The sequence below is a fragment of the Pseudomonas californiensis genome, assembly GCF_021147775.1.
In the GTDB taxonomy this organism is placed as follows: Bacteria; Pseudomonadota; Gammaproteobacteria; order Pseudomonadales; family Pseudomonadaceae; genus Aquipseudomonas; species Aquipseudomonas californiensis.
In genome coordinates this window covers 1-16,870 of sequence record NZ_JAGTPK010000043.1, presented here as the reverse complement: position 1 = coordinate 16,870, position 16,870 = coordinate 1, and the positions used below count along the sequence as shown (strand labels likewise).

30 protein-coding genes are annotated in these 16,870 nt (G+C 52.5%); 3 read left to right on the top strand and 27 right to left on the bottom strand.

The window, feature by feature from the left end; translation table 11 throughout:
- Window positions 1-9: 9 nt before the first annotated feature.
- The 4 genes from KDX37_RS25770 to KDX37_RS25755 form a co-directional block, all read right to left on the bottom strand.
- Window positions 10-345: a hypothetical protein gene (locus KDX37_RS25770; protein ID WP_057435424.1), complete on the bottom strand. Its 336-nt coding sequence runs from the start codon at window positions 343-345 to the stop codon at window positions 10-12.
- Entirely contained in the window at window positions 345-1,052 is a 708-nt protein-coding gene (locus KDX37_RS25765) for a lytic transglycosylase domain-containing protein (RefSeq protein ID WP_057435412.1), read from the bottom strand. The genes KDX37_RS25770 and KDX37_RS25765 overlap by 1 nt, the downstream gene beginning before the upstream one ends.
- Window positions 1,053-1,079: 27 nt before the next feature.
- Window positions 1,080-1,298 (bottom strand): hypothetical protein, encoded by a 219-nt coding sequence (locus tag KDX37_RS25760; RefSeq protein ID WP_057435413.1) that lies wholly within the window; start codon window positions 1,296-1,298, stop codon window positions 1,080-1,082.
- 88 nt (window positions 1,299-1,386) lie between these two features.
- Entirely contained in the window at window positions 1,387-1,899 is a 513-nt protein-coding gene (locus KDX37_RS25755; protein WP_057435414.1) for a transcription termination/antitermination NusG family protein, read from the bottom strand.
- 243 nt (window positions 1,900-2,142) lie between these two features.
- Here KDX37_RS25755 and KDX37_RS25750 point away from each other — a divergent pair, with 243 nt between their 5' ends.
- Window positions 2,143-2,499 (top strand): helix-turn-helix domain-containing protein, encoded by a 357-nt coding sequence (locus KDX37_RS25750; RefSeq protein ID WP_057435425.1) that lies wholly within the window; start codon window positions 2,143-2,145, stop codon window positions 2,497-2,499.
- Window positions 2,500-2,512: 13 nt separating this feature from the next.
- On the opposite strand, the gene KDX37_RS25745 is transcribed toward KDX37_RS25750, so the two are convergent.
- From KDX37_RS25745 to KDX37_RS25730, 4 genes are all read right to left on the bottom strand, one after another.
- A complete protein-coding gene (locus KDX37_RS25745; RefSeq protein ID WP_231655987.1) occupies window positions 2,513-2,698 on the bottom strand; it encodes a hypothetical protein in 186 nt (61 codons plus the stop codon).
- A gap of 56 nt (window positions 2,699-2,754) precedes the next feature.
- A complete protein-coding gene (locus KDX37_RS25740) occupies window positions 2,755-4,101 on the bottom strand; it encodes an MFS transporter (protein ID WP_057435416.1) in 1,347 nt (448 codons plus the stop codon).
- A gap of 40 nt (window positions 4,102-4,141) precedes the next feature.
- Window positions 4,142-5,335 carry an L-2-hydroxyglutarate oxidase gene (gene lhgO / locus KDX37_RS25735; protein ID WP_057435417.1) on the bottom strand — a complete coding sequence of 398 codons (1,194 nt, stop codon included), beginning with the start codon at window positions 5,333-5,335 and terminating at the stop codon, window positions 4,142-4,144.
- A gap of 67 nt (window positions 5,336-5,402) precedes the next feature.
- Window positions 5,403-6,104 carry a FadR/GntR family transcriptional regulator gene (locus tag KDX37_RS25730; RefSeq protein WP_057435418.1) on the bottom strand — a complete coding sequence of 234 codons (702 nt, stop codon included), beginning with the start codon at window positions 6,102-6,104 and terminating at the stop codon, window positions 5,403-5,405.
- 223 nt (window positions 6,105-6,327) lie between these two features.
- Between KDX37_RS25730 and KDX37_RS25725 the strand changes: the two genes are divergently transcribed.
- Window positions 6,328-6,816 (top strand): GNAT family N-acetyltransferase, encoded by a 489-nt coding sequence (locus tag KDX37_RS25725; protein ID WP_231655985.1) that lies wholly within the window; start codon window positions 6,328-6,330, stop codon window positions 6,814-6,816.
- On the top strand, window positions 6,813-7,769 hold the full coding sequence (locus KDX37_RS25720; RefSeq protein WP_231655983.1) for a tyrosine-type recombinase/integrase: 957 nt from the start codon (window positions 6,813-6,815) through the stop codon (window positions 7,767-7,769). The genes KDX37_RS25725 and KDX37_RS25720 overlap by 4 nt, the downstream gene beginning before the upstream one ends.
- 76 nt (window positions 7,770-7,845) lie before the next feature.
- Here the strand turns inward: KDX37_RS25720 and KDX37_RS25715 are convergent, their stop codons facing one another.
- From KDX37_RS25715 to KDX37_RS25625, 19 genes are all read right to left on the bottom strand, one after another.
- Window positions 7,846-8,151 carry a hypothetical protein gene (locus KDX37_RS25715; protein WP_122227499.1) on the bottom strand — a complete coding sequence of 102 codons (306 nt, stop codon included), beginning with the start codon at window positions 8,149-8,151 and terminating at the stop codon, window positions 7,846-7,848.
- A gap of 78 nt (window positions 8,152-8,229) precedes the next feature.
- Window positions 8,230-8,910: a GNAT family N-acetyltransferase gene (locus KDX37_RS25710; protein ID WP_122227503.1), complete on the bottom strand. Its 681-nt coding sequence runs from the start codon at window positions 8,908-8,910 to the stop codon at window positions 8,230-8,232.
- A 32-nt stretch (window positions 8,911-8,942) separates the two neighbouring features.
- Window positions 8,943-9,197, bottom strand: a complete 255-nt coding sequence (locus tag KDX37_RS25705; protein WP_122227506.1) for a hypothetical protein — start codon at window positions 9,195-9,197, stop codon at window positions 8,943-8,945.
- 13 nt (window positions 9,198-9,210) lie between these two features.
- Window positions 9,211-9,447, bottom strand: coding sequence for a hypothetical protein (locus KDX37_RS25700; RefSeq protein ID WP_122227509.1), 237 nt, complete (start codon window positions 9,445-9,447; stop codon window positions 9,211-9,213).
- 114 nt (window positions 9,448-9,561) lie between these two features.
- Entirely contained in the window at window positions 9,562-10,329 is a 768-nt protein-coding gene (locus KDX37_RS25695; RefSeq protein WP_122227512.1) for a hypothetical protein, read from the bottom strand.
- A 96-nt stretch (window positions 10,330-10,425) separates the two neighbouring features.
- Window positions 10,426-10,746, bottom strand: coding sequence for a hypothetical protein (locus KDX37_RS25690; protein ID WP_122227515.1), 321 nt, complete (start codon window positions 10,744-10,746; stop codon window positions 10,426-10,428).
- Window positions 10,747-10,844: 98 nt separating this feature from the next.
- Window positions 10,845-11,132, bottom strand: a complete 288-nt coding sequence (locus KDX37_RS25685; RefSeq protein WP_003319479.1) for a hypothetical protein — start codon at window positions 11,130-11,132, stop codon at window positions 10,845-10,847.
- Window positions 11,133-11,233: 101 nt separating this feature from the next.
- Window positions 11,234-11,494 carry a hypothetical protein gene (locus KDX37_RS25680; protein ID WP_058418598.1) on the bottom strand — a complete coding sequence of 87 codons (261 nt, stop codon included), beginning with the start codon at window positions 11,492-11,494 and terminating at the stop codon, window positions 11,234-11,236.
- A 26-nt stretch (window positions 11,495-11,520) separates the two neighbouring features.
- Window positions 11,521-11,907, bottom strand: coding sequence for a hypothetical protein (locus KDX37_RS25675; protein WP_147470651.1), 387 nt, complete (start codon window positions 11,905-11,907; stop codon window positions 11,521-11,523).
- A gap of 46 nt (window positions 11,908-11,953) precedes the next feature.
- Window positions 11,954-12,190: a hypothetical protein gene (locus tag KDX37_RS25670; RefSeq protein WP_122227521.1), complete on the bottom strand. Its 237-nt coding sequence runs from the start codon at window positions 12,188-12,190 to the stop codon at window positions 11,954-11,956.
- A gap of 9 nt (window positions 12,191-12,199) precedes the next feature.
- Window positions 12,200-12,415 (bottom strand): hypothetical protein, encoded by a 216-nt coding sequence (locus KDX37_RS25665; RefSeq protein WP_031597916.1) that lies wholly within the window; start codon window positions 12,413-12,415, stop codon window positions 12,200-12,202.
- 86 nt (window positions 12,416-12,501) lie between these two features.
- Entirely contained in the window at window positions 12,502-12,741 is a 240-nt protein-coding gene (locus KDX37_RS25660) for a hypothetical protein (protein ID WP_044423057.1), read from the bottom strand.
- A 103-nt stretch (window positions 12,742-12,844) separates the two neighbouring features.
- On the bottom strand, window positions 12,845-13,117 hold the full coding sequence (locus tag KDX37_RS25655; protein ID WP_147465948.1) for a helix-turn-helix domain-containing protein: 273 nt from the start codon (window positions 13,115-13,117) through the stop codon (window positions 12,845-12,847).
- A 42-nt stretch (window positions 13,118-13,159) separates the two neighbouring features.
- Window positions 13,160-13,606: a RadC family protein gene (gene radC, locus KDX37_RS25650; RefSeq protein WP_122227524.1), complete on the bottom strand. Its 447-nt coding sequence runs from the start codon at window positions 13,604-13,606 to the stop codon at window positions 13,160-13,162.
- Window positions 13,607-13,911: 305 nt separating this feature from the next.
- Window positions 13,912-14,553: an SOS response-associated peptidase gene (locus tag KDX37_RS25645; protein ID WP_122227528.1), complete on the bottom strand. Its 642-nt coding sequence runs from the start codon at window positions 14,551-14,553 to the stop codon at window positions 13,912-13,914.
- Window positions 14,554-14,788: 235 nt separating this feature from the next.
- Complete coding sequence (locus tag KDX37_RS25640) at window positions 14,789-15,322, bottom strand: hypothetical protein (RefSeq protein WP_122227531.1); 534 nt, start codon at window positions 15,320-15,322, stop codon at window positions 14,789-14,791.
- On the bottom strand, window positions 15,319-15,537 hold the full coding sequence (locus KDX37_RS25635) for a hypothetical protein (protein WP_122227538.1): 219 nt from the start codon (window positions 15,535-15,537) through the stop codon (window positions 15,319-15,321). Before KDX37_RS25635 ends, KDX37_RS25640 begins: the two co-directional genes overlap by 4 nt.
- A 243-nt stretch (window positions 15,538-15,780) precedes the next feature.
- Window positions 15,781-16,401 carry a hypothetical protein gene (locus tag KDX37_RS25630; protein WP_122227535.1) on the bottom strand — a complete coding sequence of 207 codons (621 nt, stop codon included), beginning with the start codon at window positions 16,399-16,401 and terminating at the stop codon, window positions 15,781-15,783.
- Window positions 16,398-16,664 (bottom strand): hypothetical protein, encoded by a 267-nt coding sequence (locus tag KDX37_RS25625; protein WP_019740157.1) that lies wholly within the window; start codon window positions 16,662-16,664, stop codon window positions 16,398-16,400. Before KDX37_RS25625 ends, KDX37_RS25630 begins: the two co-directional genes overlap by 4 nt.
- Window positions 16,665-16,870 lie beyond the last annotated feature (206 nt).

Sequence of the window (16,870 nt, the reverse complement as noted above, 5' to 3'; positions counted from 1 at the left end):
CGCTCCTGGTCAACCCGGCACGCCGGTGCCGAACACCTGCCAGGCCGCTGTGCCTAGGAGCACCGAAGCACCAACGACCAGCAACACACCCATCGACTCCAAGTAGTCCATGAAGGTGTGCGAGCGGTCGCCGTTGGAGCGAGCAATCAGCCATTGAGCACCTGACCAGATCAGGCAACACAGACCCAAGGTGCCCGACAGGGTATAGAGGGCCAGACGGATATTGCTGCCCCACTGGTTCAACGTGTTCATCCAGTCAGCGGAGGCGATGCCAGGCAGGCAGGCCAGAGCCACCACCAGAATGCAAAGCTCGCTTTTGTTGGGCACAAGGGTACGTTTGATCATCATTGATCCTCCTTCGGGAAGGTTGAGGGTTCTTCAGGGAGTGAAGCGGGAACAGCGGGTGCCGCTGTTGGCGCAGCAACAGGCGGTGGTGCAGGCGGCAGATAGCGCGGGTACTGGCGCAGCACGTCCCAACTTTCATAGGTCGGTTCAACGGTGGACGCCGGGGCCTGAGCGCGCTGGAGCTGGCTTGGCTCAGCGGAGCCGCCTTCCAGCGCCGGGACGGTCACGGTGGTCGTGCCTGCGTTGGCCAACACACGTTGCACGTGGCTGCTACCGCCAAAAGCGGCCTCGGCTTTGAATCCGCGTTTGAGGTTGCCGCTGTAATAGCAGGAGATAGCCTTGTGCAGCGCTGCCTGCCGGTTTTGCTCCTTGGCGCTGGTTGCTGCGTAGCACTGTTCAAGAACAGCGGCAGCCATGCGCAGGTTGGTGCAGGGTTCGAATACGGGTTCGGGTCGGCTGACATCGAAATGCTGCCGGTTGATTTGGCCCAGGCCGATGCTGAAGTCTGCCCCTTCCGCGACCAGCTTTTTCACCGCCAATACGGCTTCATCCAGGCTTTGCGGTTGACGCGGCAACACTTTGCCGACCACGCCAATGGCATAGGGATTGAAGGAGGACTCTGTCTTGACGATGGGGGTAAGCGTGGCAGGGTGTATCGAGGGAGCGCATTGCATAGCCAGGGCCAGAAAGGCACTGGTGGTGAACATGTTCAAAACTCCTAAAGGCTGGGAAGACTAACTTTTCTTTTTTGCCGACTCTGCAATAAGCTCCTTAACGGCCTGCTCCAAATAGTTGTCGATCAGGTAGCGAGCGAGCTCCGAGGGTGAAATTCGTCTTAAGCTGTTAGTTTCATAGCTCACCCGTATCGCAGCTCTATTCAGCGCATCCACCCTGACCGGTCGGATATAAACGCTTGATGTCTTGGTAGTTGATTCATCTTCGGATGACGCCATGGGAACTCCTAAAGGCTGTGAGAACGCAAAAAAGCACCGCCTGGCAAAACCAGGCGGTGAAATGGGAAATCGTGGGAAGTGGTAATGCCTAGGCGGCATTAATCGTCGAATAGAAAACTGTCTCTGAACGCCTAACAAGGCGTTCCAATGCGGCGTCCTGGGCCAGGAGCGCAAAGAAAGCCGCTCTGCGCGCAGCTTCAGATTTCATGTCGATGATCAGACGAAGCGTCTTTTCCAGCTCAGTCGGCACATTGCGAAACTCGATGCAATCGAGCGGACGGTTAGAACGAATCATAGCAACAGCCTTTAACTCCTCAACCGTGCTGTCCTGCATAACACAGGTTTGACCGCCGAACTGAACAAACCCATGGGCACCATTCAGCGCTGTGATGGTGGTGGTATGCGTCACGAAGGGATCGAAGCGCAGCAGTAGATAGCCAGGAAATAAACGTACCTCCTTCTCTATCGATGAAGGGCGATCCGTACGTTTGCGAGAAGTAGTTCTGGTGGGGGAATACACCTCCACGTCCAACCGTTCGATCGACGTCATAAGCGACTGATAAACAGCAGAATTGTGCATCAATACGTACCAGTTTTTCATACTCAGAACCTTTCAATCAGGCGCTCTTTCGAATTCCCAAACCGCTGAGCGCAGGGGCAAGTGGTGTGCTGATGGAAACAATCTCCATCTCTGACTGGTCCGGGATGGCCTGCAGGTGATGGATTTCTAGTTAACAAAATAGAGCAAGCAGAAGAAAAAGTAAACAGAATTCTATCTATTAGATAGCTTGCATTCTTTTATGTGAGCCAAACGCATGAAATCATGAGATTTTATGGGCAAATAATGGACACGCTTCGAAGCTTCGTAGGAGCAAAAATCAAGGCTCTCCGTAAATTGTCAGGCATGAGCCAGGCCGCCCTAGCTGAGAAAATAGGCTGTGATGCGCCGCTTGTAGGTTGTTATGAAAGGGGAATTTACCTCCCTGGTGTCGAGCAGTTGATAAAAATCTCGATGGCTTTTGACGTAGCTCCTGGGGAGCTGCTACCAGGCGGCCAAGACGTGCTCAGGACGCGCCTGATATCGCTTAGGCAGGCCATAGCTGACAAAGCAACAGAAGTTGACTCGCCAGAATCTCTAGAAGAAATACTGGCGTTCATGAACAAATTCACGACTTACAACAAGTCTGATGAAAAAACATAGACCATATCAAACCTCAGTTCAGGCCGTATTTGCGTGAAATTTCCATGATTCGAAATCGTCGTTGGTAATTGAATTCAACTGCCTCGTGATCAATTGGAAAAATACCATCAGACAACAAGAATGAGTACTTTTCGTCTAAGCGTATCAAGTCCATCAACTCTTTTATTTCAATTCGCGCTTCGTCTTCATCAATTATCATTATTTTCTCCAACACTATGCACGCAGCGTCTATGAAAGACCAGACAACTTTCTTTATCAGTTCTTAAAACTCGAGTTCTTGCCGCCCTGATCAAAAGCGCTAGCTACAACCAGCAACACTGCTGACGATATCAAAACAATCACTACGCCACTTGTTGAGTGAGTGGGTGAGTTTGAAACTATCGACAATGCTCCAAGCGGTGCTAGACCACCAGCTATTGCGGTCCCGATCTCGCGGCCTGTGCCTACACCTGATGACCTTGTATGAGTGGGAAACTGACGACTCAAGAACGACCCTTGTGGGGCAAACATCATTGGTGCAAGCACACCAGTTGCGAGACCAACAGCAATGTAGATCCATAGACTTTGCCCCGTTTCAAGAAGCTGCATGAAGGTGTATGCAAATATTGCTGACAAAGTCCCTCCGGCCATCAATACTTTTTTGCTACTCCAACGATCACACAAAGCTCCAAAACATGGGACCGCGAATATTGCTATTAGACTGGCAATAGTTACCGATAGGGAAGTAGTGCTTGCAGAAACCCCTTTGTATAAGGTTAGATAGGCGAGTGAAAAGGTTTTAAATATATAGCTGAGTGCGTTATACCCAATTGCAACAAGAAGCACGACGACAAGGCCTTTGAAATCATTCTTCAATAAAGTCAGCAGAGGTGCTTTTTCAATCCCAATTTCCGATAGACCTTGAGCTTGCTTTGTTTTTGCCATTTCCTGGAACGCTGTAGTTTCGGGAATACTGTTGCGTACCCACATACCAACCAACACCAATACAATGCTTCCGATAAATGGTATTCTCCAACCACCTGCAAGGAGAAATTCTTCTCCGTTCATCGTAAGCAGGTAGACAGTAAGTGACGAAAAAAGTAGACCCAAGTTCAACCCGAGCGCAGGCCAGGCTCCTTGGCTACCACGCTTTTTTTCATCGGCATGTTCATAAGCAGTCACCGCTGCCGCAGCAAGTTCAGCACCAGCCCCAAGCCCCTGAAGAATTCGAATCAGCACCAAGAGAATTGGAGCCCAGATTCCTAACGTGGCATAGCCAGGGATCAAGCCTATTGCGGTTGTACATATGCCCATTAGGCAAAACGTTACCATCAGCATTCGCTTGCGACCGAACTTATCACCCAAATGCCCGAACACGACGCCGCCAAATGGCCGAGCTATAAATCCAATTGCAAACGTTGAAAATGCCATAAGCGTTGCCGTTTGGGGATCGCGAGGGTCAAAAAAAACTTTCGCAAAAACCGTTGCGGCCATCATCGCGTACAGATAAAAATCATACCACTCCAACATGGAGCCAACTATTGTTGCACCTGCAACCTTACGCAGTCGAGCCTTACGCTGGTCCAAACTTTCACTATTCGGCAGATCTGCTACAGCGCTCATATATTATCCCTTCAAAATATATTATTTATTTTTATAGAACTCAGCTGTTCTTCGTAAGCTTATCTACGATAATTCGGCCTATTGGAATGGCTGACGTCGCTGCTGGGGATGGTGCGTTGCACACATGCAACATTCTTTCTGTCTGTACAAACAGAAAATCGTCAACAAACTCACCTGAACGGGTGACCGCCTGAGCACGAATACCTGCCTCATAGGGTTCAAGGTCCTCCATTTTAAGTGACGGAAAATACTTCTGACATTGCTCTAAATAGTTATTTTTGAAAATCGCATTCTTCATTTCAGCAATGCCGGAGTTGATGTTTTTTCCAACAAGCTTCCAAAACCCCGGATACAAACTGTACTCTAGGAAATCACGCGCATTAAACGCAAACTTTCGATATCCTTCTCTTGATAGGCCTAATACGGCATTGGGTCCAACAGTAACCCCGCCGCCGATCATACGAGTCAAATGTATTCCAAGAAATGGCAGCCCGGCCTCTGGGACCGGATATATTAGGTGTTTTATACTGTCATCAAGATGTGATGACAGCCGGTAATACTCACCTCTGAAAGGAACAATTCTGCAGTCCACTTTCAATCCTGCAAGTGTTGCCAATCGATCAGATTGTAATCCAGCGCAGACTACTAACCTTTTTGCGGACAGTGACAAACGCTCAGACGCAATGCTTACATGGTTTCCATGTTCTTCTATAGAGACGACCGTTTGGCCCAGAAGTATTTGTGCTCCAGCTTGAGCAATCACATTTGCCATGGAACGAGACACCACACCGTAGTCAACGATCCCCGAGCTTTTTACAAACAACGCGCCCTCCCCTGCTACATTGGGTTCACGCCGCCGTAGCTCCTGTGCATCAAGGCGTTCTGTGGTCAGGCCATTTTGTTTTGCCCGCTCTTCTAGCGATCCTAACCGGGCAAAGCTCTCCTTGTTTGATGCAACCACCAACTTGCCGCACACCTCGAAAGGAATACTGTGTTCGGTGCAAAACGATTTCGTCAGCTCTGCACCTTGGGTGCAAAGCTTCGCTTTGAAGCTACCAGGTGCGTAGTAAACGCCAGCATGAATCACACCGCTGTTATGACCTGTCTGATGCTGCGCTAGGGAAAGCTCTTTCTCCATCAACACAAGTGAACAGCCAGGGTAAACCTCGAGCAGCCGCATTGCCGTGGCAAGCCCAACGATGCCACCCCCAATCACACAGAAATCGTAAAGCATAAAAAATCCTTTTAACGTCAGGTTGTCTGACAACTAGGTCGTTGTGAGTCATACGCATGGATACCCACTAATCCGCCAGATCTATGTTGAGCCGTAGAGCTGCGGACTTTAGGTGCATGCGAGCGAAGTGAGCGGCTTCGGTCGAATTTCGTTTTGCCACTGCGTCGTAAATCTTGCGGTGCTCTCGGATGGCACCACTCGGACCTACTGCAAGTTTTGAAGAGTTTTCCCACGCCATGAAACGGGCCTGGATCAGCTGGCTACCTAAAAAATCGTGGAATGCGGTCAGATATTCGTTTTTGCACGCACCAACGATAGCACTGTGAAATTCAACGTCCGCCTTAGAGGAAACCTCGAAATTGGTCGCGTTACTCTCCATCAACGACATCGCTTCAGAGAGCCGCTCCAAATCTGAATCCATGTGCCGCTGTGCAGCAACAGATGCTGCTTGGATTTCAATCCATGACCGCAGCTCAAACAATTTGGACAAATCCGCTGAATGCCTTTCGTTGCTTGGCAGTCGAAAAACTGTTCCACCGGGAGTGTGGGAAACAAAGGAACCACTGCCCCGACGAATTACTAACACGCCATCAGCTTTAAGCTGCGAAATGGCCTCACGTACCACAGATCGGCTCACACTGAATTGATCAGCTAATTCATGCTCTGTCGGCATCTTCGACTCGGCTGGAAGCCGTCCGCTCGTAATTTCTCTGCGGATGGCAGAGACGACACTTTCGACAAGAGAGTGAGGGCGTGGAAAGCTAAGCATAGTTTATGTGTCCTATTGTCTGACAATCAGATTAATGAATCTTGGATCCTATTTCGAGTCTTGCCGACGAATGGTTGTCAAATAGCGTGTGATTTTGGATTGGCATCAACTCAGTAAAAAGAGGTGATAAAATACGTTATCGGCTCTTTCGACCTCAGGCGGGTACATGGCGTTTTTCAGCAGGATTCGTGGTTTTTTTCGTAGACGGCACGGCGCGAGTGTGGTGAAGCGTCCGATTACCCTCGTGAACGAGCGCTCCGAATCGCAGCCTGGTCATTTCGTGTTTCCCGGTACTGACTTCGTCGATCACATCGAGGTCGATGGCCAGCGTGTGGGTCACATCGACTACAGCATCAACCCGCTGCGCGACCGGCTGTACATCAACATGATTGAGCTCAGGCCCGGTAGTCAGCGGCAAGGCATTGGCTCGGCCGTCCTCTGGCACCTGTGGCAACTGCACGGTCTGCCCATCGTGCCGCTGTACGAATACACCACGTCGGAAGGCTTCTGGTGCCAGGCACGTGCGCGCCTCGGCGCAGCAGGTGTGAAGATTGAGGCTCAGTTGCGCGGTGTCAGGCAGATGGAGCTGGAGCAGGAGCGTTGGCAGCACCTGGTGCCAGAGCCGGAACATGAGCGCCTGATCCGCGAGCTGATGGCTTCCCCCGAGTGGCCGGCCATCAAAGCGCGGCACGATGCGGAGCGAAATGCATGAGCGAGCTGGTGATGGCCAACGCCGGCGAGCGGCGACTGACTGCACTGGAATTCCAGGAACTGGCCTCAGTGCCGGCAGCGGTCGAGTGGTTCGCCAATATCCGCAACCCGCGAACGCGCCGTGCGTACCAGGCCGATCTGCGCGACTTCTGCAGCTTTGTCGGCCTGGCCGGTGCCGAAGAGTTTCGCGTCGTAAACCGGGCACACGTTTTAGCCTGGCGCGCCCAGCTCGAGTTACGCGCTCTTTCTGGGGCCACGATCCGGCGCAAACTGGCGGCGCTGGCCAGCCTCTTCGATTACCTTCTGGACAACAATGCACTGGCCGGTGGTAACCCGGTGCATGGCGTGGCCAGGCCCCCAGTGGAAACCAACGAGGGCAAGACTCCCGCCTTGGGCGACGACCAGGCAAAGCGGCTGCTCGATGCGCCCGACGATGATTCGCTCCAGGGCGTGCGCGACCGGGCGATTCTGGCGGTACTGCTGTACCAGGGACTGCGCCGTGAAGAACTGAGCTTGCTGCAGACCGGCGACCTGCAGGAGCGCCGTGGTGTGAAGCACCTGCGGATCCACGGCAAGGGCGGCAAGATCCGCTACCTGCCACTGCACCCGGTCGCGGCTGAAAGGATCTACGTGTACCTGGTGCGTGATGGTGATCGAGCGCAGACGCCGGGTGCGCTCTTTCGCTCGCTGCGTGGCAAGACGTCAGGTACCGGGATTACCGGCAAGGGGGTGTATGGCGTTGTCAGTAAGTGGGCAAGCGCTGCGCTGATCCACGTGGACGGATTAGGCGTCCACGGCCTGCGGGCCACGGCGGCGACCAACGCGCTCGAGCATGATGCGGACATTGCCAAGGTGCAGATCTGGCTGGGTCACGCAAACATCAGCACGACGCGACTGTATGATCGTCGCGGCCAGCGGCCGGAAGACTCACCTACATTCAAGGTCAAGTATTGAGCTGGGCAAGCGACGTAAGCTTTTGCAAGTGGGGCACCATCAAGTCCATGTTCATCGATTAACAGACCTATTGTGATCATTTGACTGACACCAGCTCGATGTACTTGTATTTCCTACGGGCCTCTTTCATCGCGTCCAGCTCGGCCTGGAGCTTGCTGAGCGTGTGTGCCTGGTGTGTGAATAATTCCGTTGCGCCTTCAAATTCGTTGCCCACGCGCAGCGTGACTATGAGCTTGGGCACGAAGTTCTTGGCGTTCTTGCGCCTGGCGGTTGCTTTCGGTGGTTGGTCGCTGGCTGTGGTTTGCTGGCTCTGTTGGGCCGCTTTGCGTGCTGGCGACCCGCCCATGCCAAACAATGCCAGGCGCATTTCTTCTTCGGTCATATATTTTAACTCAGCGGTGCGGTTAGTAGCGCGGGCTGTTCGGTGCGAATATAGCGACACGTTGTCATATTTTTTTTCCTATGAGGCGTCAGCATGCGAAATTCCCGACAGCCGTTTGGTGACATATCCATCGACGTATTTGAACCGATCCTCTTGTATCTCCCCCATCTTGCTAAGCATTCCTTCAGCCTTCAAGCCGTGGACACGCCGGAAAGTAGCCACGGCTTCAGCGATCTTTGAATTCAAACTAAAGTCCAGCGCTCCCATCCTGGCGTCGGGCTTATCGATACCACAGCACATAGCCACTTGGGTTAAGTCGGGGCCAGTAATATGAAACCCTAATGCTTCGTAGTAAGGCACCTTGTCCACGCTGCAAGACAGACCGATGTGGTTATATCGCGCCTGGATTCCTTTCAGCATTTCACGAAGAATCCCTTGCCGCCTTTGAGTTACGCTGACCACGGCGTAATTGATGCCACAATCCTTCGGGTCATTACCGCGCAACACAATCGTGAATCCGATCAAATCGCCGCTTGTTTGGTCCTTGGCGAGAACAGCTTCAACAAATCCCCCGTAGCATGCTGTCAGCGCGTCTGACAGATATTCCCGCACCTCTGCCTCAACCTGCGCGATACAAAGGCTGCTCGTGGGGCCGTGAGGTTTAACGAACTTGTTGATCAGCTCAACATAGTTCGCACGAGCCAGCCTGATCGCCTCCTCGATGTCATGCTTGGTTAACTGATCGGTGATGATGGGCATATTCTTTTCCTATTCAACGCAGCTGATGGGGTTCAGATACCGAGAGTTTCTTTACGCGTCTCGGCCATGGAGCCTATCAGCAGGTTCAAGGCTGAATTTTCCTCGTCACTTATCAGGGTAGGGTGTAGGTCGCGCACGCGGTCATACAGCGCCGAGCGCTGCTCAACCACCGCCGTATAATCAAGCGCTTGGCCGAGTGCTGCGATCGCCTGATGCAGCGTGACAAGGTCCTCCAAGCGAGAGTTCTCAAAGCTGTCAGGCGCAGCAGGGTGATTATTGGGATGCATGTGTTTTCCTTTATCAAACGGCCTCGGTGTATGCATGGCGCGTTACGGCAAAACCTGAAGAAATTGATGAAACTTCAAAGTCAAACCCCAGTTGCCGAGCCATAGCACGAAGGGCAGTAATTTCGAGATCGTCTTGATAGCTCCTGCCGTTCTCTTGGTAGGTTTTGCCAATCTCACGAATACGCTTTTCAATCATGTTCAACAGGCTGCCGATGGATTCTGTAGGGACGTTGATCTGTTTATCGGTCATAAAAAGTTCCTTCGTGTAGAGGCCGCGAAAGCTGCGCCCTAGTACTGCCAAAGCCCGCGGCTGGGCGGGCTTGTGGGTGCAGCAATCTTTCCTACACGTCAGGTGTGGTGTCACTTACGCTAAGTGATTCATGAGCAAGAACCAACACATATTAAGCGCAAATGACCGCCCGAGCCGTGTCATCTGATCTTCGGGAATCCCGACTGGCCGATGAGCGCCTGGGCTTAAAAAGCCGAATACACCAGCAAGCCCCTTCTCCTCCTCAACTGTGATCTCACCACTTATGCGTAAAAACTGGATAACCATCCCCCATTTTGAAGGATCGTAGGGGGGTGGGTTTGTCATCCGTGAAGCGACATGAGCGGCGATATCGACTGCCAGTGTTTCAAGTGCCACTCGCGCATTCACGAGAGAAGCGTTGAAATCAGGCGGCGTCGAACGAAATGCAGAGGCCGAATCATTAATCCGCGCGATAATGTCGTCTCTGCGAGGAGCCCCTGAGTTTTGAAGCGCTAAGATCAGATCGTCTTCTATCGGTGGTGCGTTGGTGATGGACGGGTCTCCCTTAATGAGCGTCTTGTTGGTTACGATGTAACCATCCAGCAGCAGGCATTGCGTGAGGTCATGCATACGCTCGTCAAAGCGATATTTCGGATTGACCCTCGCACGCAGATTCCCTGGGGTTGCTAGGACCTCGGCAAGTACATGCATGATGGTCCGCTCGTCGAGCGAACGCAGGATGTTTAGTAAAGCTGGCAGCAAATGGTCATGCGGCAGTGAAAGATGCTGAACCCCATACTTGCTTAAGAGAACAACTGCAACGGTTGGGGGTTGCAGTTCTAAAAACTGTGCAAACGAATGACGTGTTCGAAGTCCTATCATGTTGCCGCTTCCTTTTTTCTTTCGTGTCGTAGCTGCGTTGGTAAAGCGCTCAATGACTGTCCCCGGCCAGCTTGATTTGGCAATGAACGTTTTCCTTTAACTTTTCCACTCACTCGCCTGGGCCAAATCACTGCTGTCGCCACCCCAAGGAAACTCACCGCGTGTCTGCTCCCAGCAGCAGAAGTTGAGAAAATTCACTTCACGCTCGGTAATGGTTTGCCAGTGCATCATGTACACCTGTTGAGAGAAGCTGCCCCAGGCTTCGTGCAGTGCCCAATCGCCCCAGCCTGTTAGCTCAGGGTAAAATTCACGAAGTTTTGCAACATCCATAGCCGTTTCGGCATCGGTGTCGAGTGCATGTGACGCTTCGTGACCAGCGCTCACGAAGTGAGGTGATGGAGTGAATACGAACGGCATGTGTTCTCCTGCCAGATCCCAAGGCCGAAAGTGGCCTGTTTCTACTGACACTGCCCAGCTTTCTTGGGCTGGGCTTGTGGTGTACCTGGTGCGTTTTCCTATAACCCAAGAGGCAGATCGTAAACTCCGAAATGCTGATAATCTGCGGCGACAACACCGGCTGGATGGTCAGCACGCCAGGCATTCATCTGCATACGCCACTCGGACCAATCTTCTTCATTATCGGACCCGTGAGGCTGCTCAGGCGGACTCACGTGATAGTCGATCAATTTGTCCAACCAACCGTCTGCTTCCGACCGGTCTACAAAGACTCGCAGAGGCAGAGGTTGCCTCTCGGATGCTCTAAAGCCGCTGGCTGTTGCCATCACCAAAAATACTGTGGCCATGCTTCTTTCCGTTGATCGTGGAGCTGCTGTTAACCAGGGTGACTTGTCGCCCTGGTTAACAGCAGCCACCAAGCCCTTGGGCGCGGTAGCCGATTTTCCTGTCATTCAAAATCAGACGGCTCGCCCAGCTCTAAACGAACCTCAAGGGCGAGAGACGAAGCCAACTGTTCGCCTAAGTGCTCAAGGATCTGGTGGCGGCGACTGCGTTCAACGTCTGGCAAATCGTGCGGACTGCTGAAATAGTGATGCCGAGCCTGGCGGTAGAGGTTCAGTTCAGCCAGCAGAGTTCCGGCGATATTCAGGGTTACAGGTGCCATGAGTAGCGCAGGCTGTTCGGTGCGAATGTAGCTAGTTTTCTTCATGGTCGCGCTCCTGTCGTTTTCCGTGATTACCGGTTGGGTTGGTCAGGTCTGGCGTTTTCATCAGTCCAGCGGAACTCGGCTCTCAAAAGCAGAGCGTCAGCTTCATCCCGGCTGATCAGTTTTTCATTGAGCATTTCACCAACCTCGTCCACCAGCTGCGTGTTCCAGTTCTCTAGGTCGTCAGCTGCGACAGACTTGCTGCACAGCTCCTCCCATGCCGCCAAGCGCTTGGCCTTAGCTGCCGCGATGATGACCAAATCAAGATCCGGTTGAGCTATGCGACCTATCTCATCCGCCAAGCGCAGCGCCGCTGTCACGCGTTCTTCCCGCAGGCTGTCGGGGTTTGGGGCATACAGCCAAGCCTTATATGCTTCCTGACTGCGTATCAGCGCGGCCTGGGCCTTGGCATCCAAGGTAAGGGTCAACAACGGGGTAGTTGTACTCATGGTGGATTTCCTATCACTCAACAAATTCGATGTCGCTGGCCTTGATTGAGCTAATGATCGGCTTCAATCCGCAGCAGCTACAGGTGTCAATCACCAGTGACGAACCCTTGGGGCTCTGGTGGTCGATCACGGCGAGCGACCCAATCGGGATAATTCCCCAGCCGTTACGGAACTCACGGAGAGTGCGAACGCGCTTCCCTGTGTAGTCACGTTTCAGCTTGGGAGGTGGTACTACCTTTAGCTCTGCCATAAGATTTTCCTATGCGGCTGGCGTATCCAGGCGGCCTTGGCTCAGTGACCTTTCGCGCAGCAACTCAACGAGTTCGATTCCAAAAGTTGCGAGCATCAGAACAAACCACAATACGAGAGCGAGAATACCTGCGTAGATGTACGCCAGATCTCCTGTGCGCTGCCCTGCTTCCCCCAGAACTATTGAAGCCAGAACTGCAAAAAATTGAGCAATTGAAAGTTTCATACGACGTTCCTTGTGTCTTTTCGATGCAAACGTGTTTTTTCTACTGACCCAGTCCCGCACAAAGCGAGGCCTACACGGACGATTTCCTACTTGGTCTGCGTGCGCTGCGCCACATAGCGCTGCATGTAATCAATGGCCTTTTCCAGATTAGCAACGGCATAATCGGGACACGGTGTTGAGCTGGGCTTTTCAGGATCGTTGAGCCACGACCGAACAGTCCGCACTGCGCAAGGGCGCGAAGTAACGGCTGCAATCAGCTCAGCGCTTTTTGCTTGAGTAATTCCGTAGGTATCTAGCAGTTGCAGATATCGTGTGCGATTGTCCATGCGCACCTCCCATTCTGTAATAGGCAACATTGCCTAGGCAGGCAAATAGGCAATATTGCCTATCGTATTATCCTCCAACAATTCACCTCTGTGAAATTCGGACTTAAAGCGGTGAAAACATCCAGATCTGGCCAAGCCCAGCTTGTGCACACAGCACACACCAGGACGCGTAATTGATTGGCTTTTCCCCAAGCGTCCAGCGGCGCACAGTTCGACTATCCACGCCGATACGCCGAGACAGTTCTTCCCCGCTCCAGTTCGCCATTTTCAGCGCGGCGCGCACCTCATCAGCGTTAGGTTCGGCCCAATCTTTGCGAGCGCAAAGGCATTCAGGCCGAATACTGACTTGCTCTCCATAACTGCCTTTGGTTTCCATTACATCACCTTGTGACGGAGCCCCTTGCGGGGCTCGTTAAATTTAGATCCAGCCCATTTCGGCAAAAGACGTAGTTTCGCCATGGCCGATGACAAAGTGATCCAGCAAGCGAATACCCACCAAATCCAGCGCATCCTTCAAGCGCACCGTGGTTTGGCGGTCAGCGTGCGAAGGCGTCGAATCGCCGCTCGGGTGATTGTGGCAAACGATCGCTGCCGAAGCATTGAGCGCAAGCCCAGCTTTTACCACTTCGCGCGGGTAGACAGATGCCCGATCGATGGTGCCGGTAAACATGCGAACGAACTGCAACACGCGATGCTGGGTGTCGAGGAACAACACCGCGAAAACCTCGCACTGCTCCTGCTCCAGTTGAAGGCGCAGGTACGAGCGAACTGCACCCGGCGACTGCAACGCCTCGCCTTTAGTTTTCAGGTGGGCATCCAGAATGGCCAAGGCCTGCTGGATCACTTCAAGTTCAGATGCTTGCATTGCTTTCTCCTACGACCTGAGCGAAGTGCCCGGCCTTGAGATACATATTAGGGCACCAAGCCCTAAATTGCAACCTTTTATAGGGCTATATGCCCTATATTTATATGCTGCACGCGCCTCCGGCGAAGCTCCATCATCGTAGAACTCAGCGATCTGCTCATGCACCTTGTCCAGGAGATCCTGACGCTTGAATTAAATGTGCAAATTGCCGTCACGAAAAATGCTACCGCGCCTGCGGCTTGGTGGCTGCTGCCGTCCAGCGCGACAAGTCACCCTGTCCATCACCAGCTCTAGGGAAGACCTGGTCACATGTCCACGGTCAACCGATCTGCCGGGTACTGGTTCATGAACGCTGCGCTCTGCTCCTGCTGCGCGGTCAACCAGTCCATATACGAGCCTTTGGGCAAAATCACTACCATGCGCTTTTCATCCTGGGGCTTGTGGTACGCCTTCATGAAGTCGTGATCATCTGCATTCACGGTCAGCATGGTGTAGCTGTGCAGGATCTGGTCGGTGGCCGGATCACGCCACTGCTCCCATAGCCCCGCGATGCCCAGCAGCTCGCCGTCTGCACGGGCTATACGCGTGGCAATTGCCTTACCTGATCGCCAGTCCGGCTCATAGATGGCCACCGCAGGGATAATGCAGTGTTGCGCCTGGCGCCATGCATGTCGGAATGAGGGTTTTTCTGCAGCTGTTTCAGACCGAGCATTGAATGTGTGTTTGGCAAACTTGCTGTCCTTGCTCCAGGACGGGATCAACCCAAAGGAGCCGGTCAGCACTTCAATGGTTGCGGGAGAATCGCTGTCATCTGCCCGGCCGTCTGGACGGCGCAGAAATGGACCGATGTAGCCAGGCCACAGATCGAGCCTGCCCTGGTCGAACAGTGCGACCCCGAACGCTTCAGAGACCTGTTGGGGTGACGGTGCTTCATAATGGCTGCACATAGAGCCTCGCAGGCAAGTGTGGATGTCTTCATTTGAGATGCCCACCTGCCCTGCCGTTCATTGCCGCTTGGCGCAGCCCTGATGGGGTATCCTCGCTGCCTTCTTTCAAAAAAAGGCCCCTACGCTTTCGTCGAGCGTAAGGGGCCTATTTGATATAGCACCTATTGTGGCTATTTCAGCGGCTTGCCGGTCCTAGAGTGGCCCCGTACTTCCTTAGACCGTCGGCACATCAAACCTAAATTGAGGAACTGGCCGCCTGCTCGGCTTGTAGGATCGTTTGATGCATGTGATTTATGTGCTCGACAGCGTTGTGACCTTGGGCCAAGTGATAAACGAAAATCTCGCTCGTCTTAGTGAACCTATGGCCAATGCGCACGGTGTACGAACGGAACATCCAGCTGAAAAACCCCGTGTAGTACATGGCATCTTCAATGTCACGCCATTTGACACCGCGAACCCCTTTGCTCCAAGGCAAAATCCCACGAAAAATCCATACACCAATATCATCTGTGTAGAGGCGAACACTTTTCAGGAAGAGGAACCTGTAAGCACACACTGCCAGCGTTACTACCAGTACAAAAACGTTGACGGTAATCCCAACACGGTACGCCGCATCAGATTGAGCATTATGTGTCGTCCACGAGCCGATGCCTAATGACACAGCAATCAAGACAATCGACGTCATGATCACGTTGGCATATGCAAGCCAGGACAATCTGTAGACCGCGTGCGCTGGGGTGTCGCGGGTAGGGTGTTCATATCCATTCATGGTGCTAGCTCCTTAAAAGATGACTGATGGATGAGAGATTCTTCACGAAGCGGTGCAACTATTTCCAGCGCTAGGACCGCAAGCATCAAGACGAACCCCAAGCCAAGGGCAATAATCCCTTTTTCGCTGTACGCAAGATTTAATGTCCGCAGGCCTGCTTCTAACAGACCAATTGCAGCTATGAAAGCAATCAGTTCAGCAGTCATCAGCTTCATACGACCGCTCCTTGAAGGCTATCAAGCCACCTCGTTAGGGCTTCTGCTACGCATGGCGGAGCCATGTGGCCAGCAAATTCTCTCAGTAAATGCAGATACTGGGGATCTGAAAGCTGACTAAGGTGTAGGTTTCGGACTGTGTTATATTCTCGCTCGGACATAATTTTTCCTCTCAGGATTTTTGTGTCTCACGCCGGGGATGGTTCCAGCCATGCCCCGGCACCTTTATTGCCATACGCTTTGCTACTGTTTGTTCTGTGCCAACGTGAGTTGCAGACGCTCGGATAAAATTGAGAATGCTCTACGAGCCGCGTTACGTACCGGCGTTGATGGACTGTCTAAGCGTTGCCCTAACAGCTCAAGCGCAGAGTTGACGAAGTAGATAGGGGTTTTGATTACCCGCCCTGGGTACACTTGCTCCAGCGCATCAATAAATTTCTGTGCAGCCTCTTGGGCGTGTTTGTTTGTAGGCCAAGCCGACGGCAACGCTATAGCATTTGGCATTGAAGCAAGGTCGCGAGAAATAGTTTCTAAGTCTTCTTCTGATCCACGAAAAGGCAGGATGGTTAACTGCGCTTGCTCGGATATGGCTCTGTCCAGTTCGGGCCGGTTCCCGCCTCCATCGATAATCAACCATCCGTTCTTGGTGTTGCTGCTTGCAGTAATAATTTTGGCCAGTTCTGCCCCATCCCTTCCGTCCATTACGCCATATGGACGACCTTCTGGCTTGAGAAGTCGATGTGGATCAGTTAACACATAGGCAGCTGGCTGCCCCCGTAGAATTGCTCCTAGGCTCATCAGATGCGCTGTAGTGGTTTTGGTGGTACCGCCTTTCTGCCCACCTATAAAGATCAAATTACTCATACCTGCGCCCCTTTTTCTAACACCTCCAACATGATTTCCTGAACAGACACGTTGCGCCCTTCTTGCTTGCTTCGCTCAGCAGCTTTACCAACATAGAGGCTGTACAGAGAACGCGCCGGCCGTAATGTCATCTGCATCGTGCCACCCTCCCCGGCTACTTTTTTTACCGCCTTTTCTGGAGCTGGAGGCGGTGCGACTAACGACGCCGAGGCAGCAGCAGTCAGTGTTGCAGCGAGGTCTATCACACCCTTTGAAGTTTTCATCTCATAGCCTCATAAATTCATAGCGTTTTAACTTCAAGAAACTATAAACCAATAACTTTATAACCTCAAGCAGTTGTGAGGTTGTGAGGTTGTGAGGTTGTGAGGTTGTGAGGTTGTGAGGTTGTGAGGTTGTGAGGTTGTGAGGTTGTGAGGTTGTGAGGTTGTGAGGTTGTGAGGTTGAGAGGTTGTGAGGTTGTGTGGTTGTG

Bases quoted from the DNA above. Each gene is read 5' to 3' on its own strand.
- KDX37_RS25770 (WP_057435424.1), bottom strand. From the start codon at position 345: ATGATCAAACGTACCCTTGTGCCCAACAAAAGCGAGCTTTGCATTCTG.
- KDX37_RS25765 (WP_057435412.1), bottom strand. From the start codon at position 1,052: ATGTTCACCACCAGTGCCTTTCTGGCCCTGGCTATGCAATGCGCTCCC.
- KDX37_RS25760 (WP_057435413.1), bottom strand. From the start codon at position 1,298: ATGGCGTCATCCGAAGATGAATCAACTACCAAGACATCAAGCGTTTAT.
- KDX37_RS25755 (WP_057435414.1), bottom strand. From the start codon at position 1,899: ATGAAAAACTGGTACGTATTGATGCACAATTCTGCTGTTTATCAGTCG.
- KDX37_RS25750 (WP_057435425.1), top strand. From the start codon at position 2,143: ATGGACACGCTTCGAAGCTTCGTAGGAGCAAAAATCAAGGCTCTCCGT.
- KDX37_RS25745 (WP_231655987.1), bottom strand. From the start codon at position 2,698: ATGATAATTGATGAAGACGAAGCGCGAATTGAAATAAAAGAGTTGATG.
- KDX37_RS25740 (WP_057435416.1), bottom strand. From the start codon at position 4,101: ATGAGCGCTGTAGCAGATCTGCCGAATAGTGAAAGTTTGGACCAGCGT.
- lhgO (WP_057435417.1), bottom strand. From the start codon at position 5,335: ATGCTTTACGATTTCTGTGTGATTGGGGGTGGCATCGTTGGGCTTGCC.
- KDX37_RS25730 (WP_057435418.1), bottom strand. From the start codon at position 6,104: ATGCTTAGCTTTCCACGCCCTCACTCTCTTGTCGAAAGTGTCGTCTCT.
- KDX37_RS25720 (WP_231655983.1), top strand. From the start codon at position 6,813: ATGAGCGAGCTGGTGATGGCCAACGCCGGCGAGCGGCGACTGACTGCA.
- KDX37_RS25715 (WP_122227499.1), bottom strand. From the start codon at position 8,151: ATGACCGAAGAAGAAATGCGCCTGGCATTGTTTGGCATGGGCGGGTCG.
- KDX37_RS25710 (WP_122227503.1), bottom strand. From the start codon at position 8,910: ATGCCCATCATCACCGATCAGTTAACCAAGCATGACATCGAGGAGGCG.
- KDX37_RS25705 (WP_122227506.1), bottom strand. From the start codon at position 9,197: ATGCATCCCAATAATCACCCTGCTGCGCCTGACAGCTTTGAGAACTCT.
- KDX37_RS25700 (WP_122227509.1), bottom strand. From the start codon at position 9,447: ATGACCGATAAACAGATCAACGTCCCTACAGAATCCATCGGCAGCCTG.
- KDX37_RS25695 (WP_122227512.1), bottom strand. From the start codon at position 10,329: ATGATAGGACTTCGAACACGTCATTCGTTTGCACAGTTTTTAGAACTG.
- KDX37_RS25690 (WP_122227515.1), bottom strand. From the start codon at position 10,746: ATGCCGTTCGTATTCACTCCATCACCTCACTTCGTGAGCGCTGGTCAC.
- KDX37_RS25685 (WP_003319479.1), bottom strand. From the start codon at position 11,132: ATGGCCACAGTATTTTTGGTGATGGCAACAGCCAGCGGCTTTAGAGCA.
- KDX37_RS25680 (WP_058418598.1), bottom strand. From the start codon at position 11,494: ATGAAGAAAACTAGCTACATTCGCACCGAACAGCCTGCGCTACTCATG.
- KDX37_RS25670 (WP_122227521.1), bottom strand. From the start codon at position 12,190: ATGGCAGAGCTAAAGGTAGTACCACCTCCCAAGCTGAAACGTGACTAC.
- KDX37_RS25665 (WP_031597916.1), bottom strand. From the start codon at position 12,415: ATGAAACTTTCAATTGCTCAATTTTTTGCAGTTCTGGCTTCAATAGTT.
- KDX37_RS25660 (WP_044423057.1), bottom strand. From the start codon at position 12,741: ATGGACAATCGCACACGATATCTGCAACTGCTAGATACCTACGGAATT.
- KDX37_RS25655 (WP_147465948.1), bottom strand. From the start codon at position 13,117: ATGGAAACCAAAGGCAGTTATGGAGAGCAAGTCAGTATTCGGCCTGAA.
- radC (WP_122227524.1), bottom strand. From the start codon at position 13,606: ATGCAAGCATCTGAACTTGAAGTGATCCAGCAGGCCTTGGCCATTCTG.
- KDX37_RS25645 (WP_122227528.1), bottom strand. From the start codon at position 14,553: ATGTGCAGCCATTATGAAGCACCGTCACCCCAACAGGTCTCTGAAGCG.
- KDX37_RS25640 (WP_122227531.1), bottom strand. From the start codon at position 15,322: ATGAATGGATATGAACACCCTACCCGCGACACCCCAGCGCACGCGGTC.
- KDX37_RS25635 (WP_122227538.1), bottom strand. From the start codon at position 15,537: ATGAAGCTGATGACTGCTGAACTGATTGCTTTCATAGCTGCAATTGGT.
- KDX37_RS25630 (WP_122227535.1), bottom strand. From the start codon at position 16,401: ATGAGTAATTTGATCTTTATAGGTGGGCAGAAAGGCGGTACCACCAAA.
- KDX37_RS25625 (WP_019740157.1), bottom strand. From the start codon at position 16,664: ATGAAAACTTCAAAGGGTGTGATAGACCTCGCTGCAACACTGACTGCT.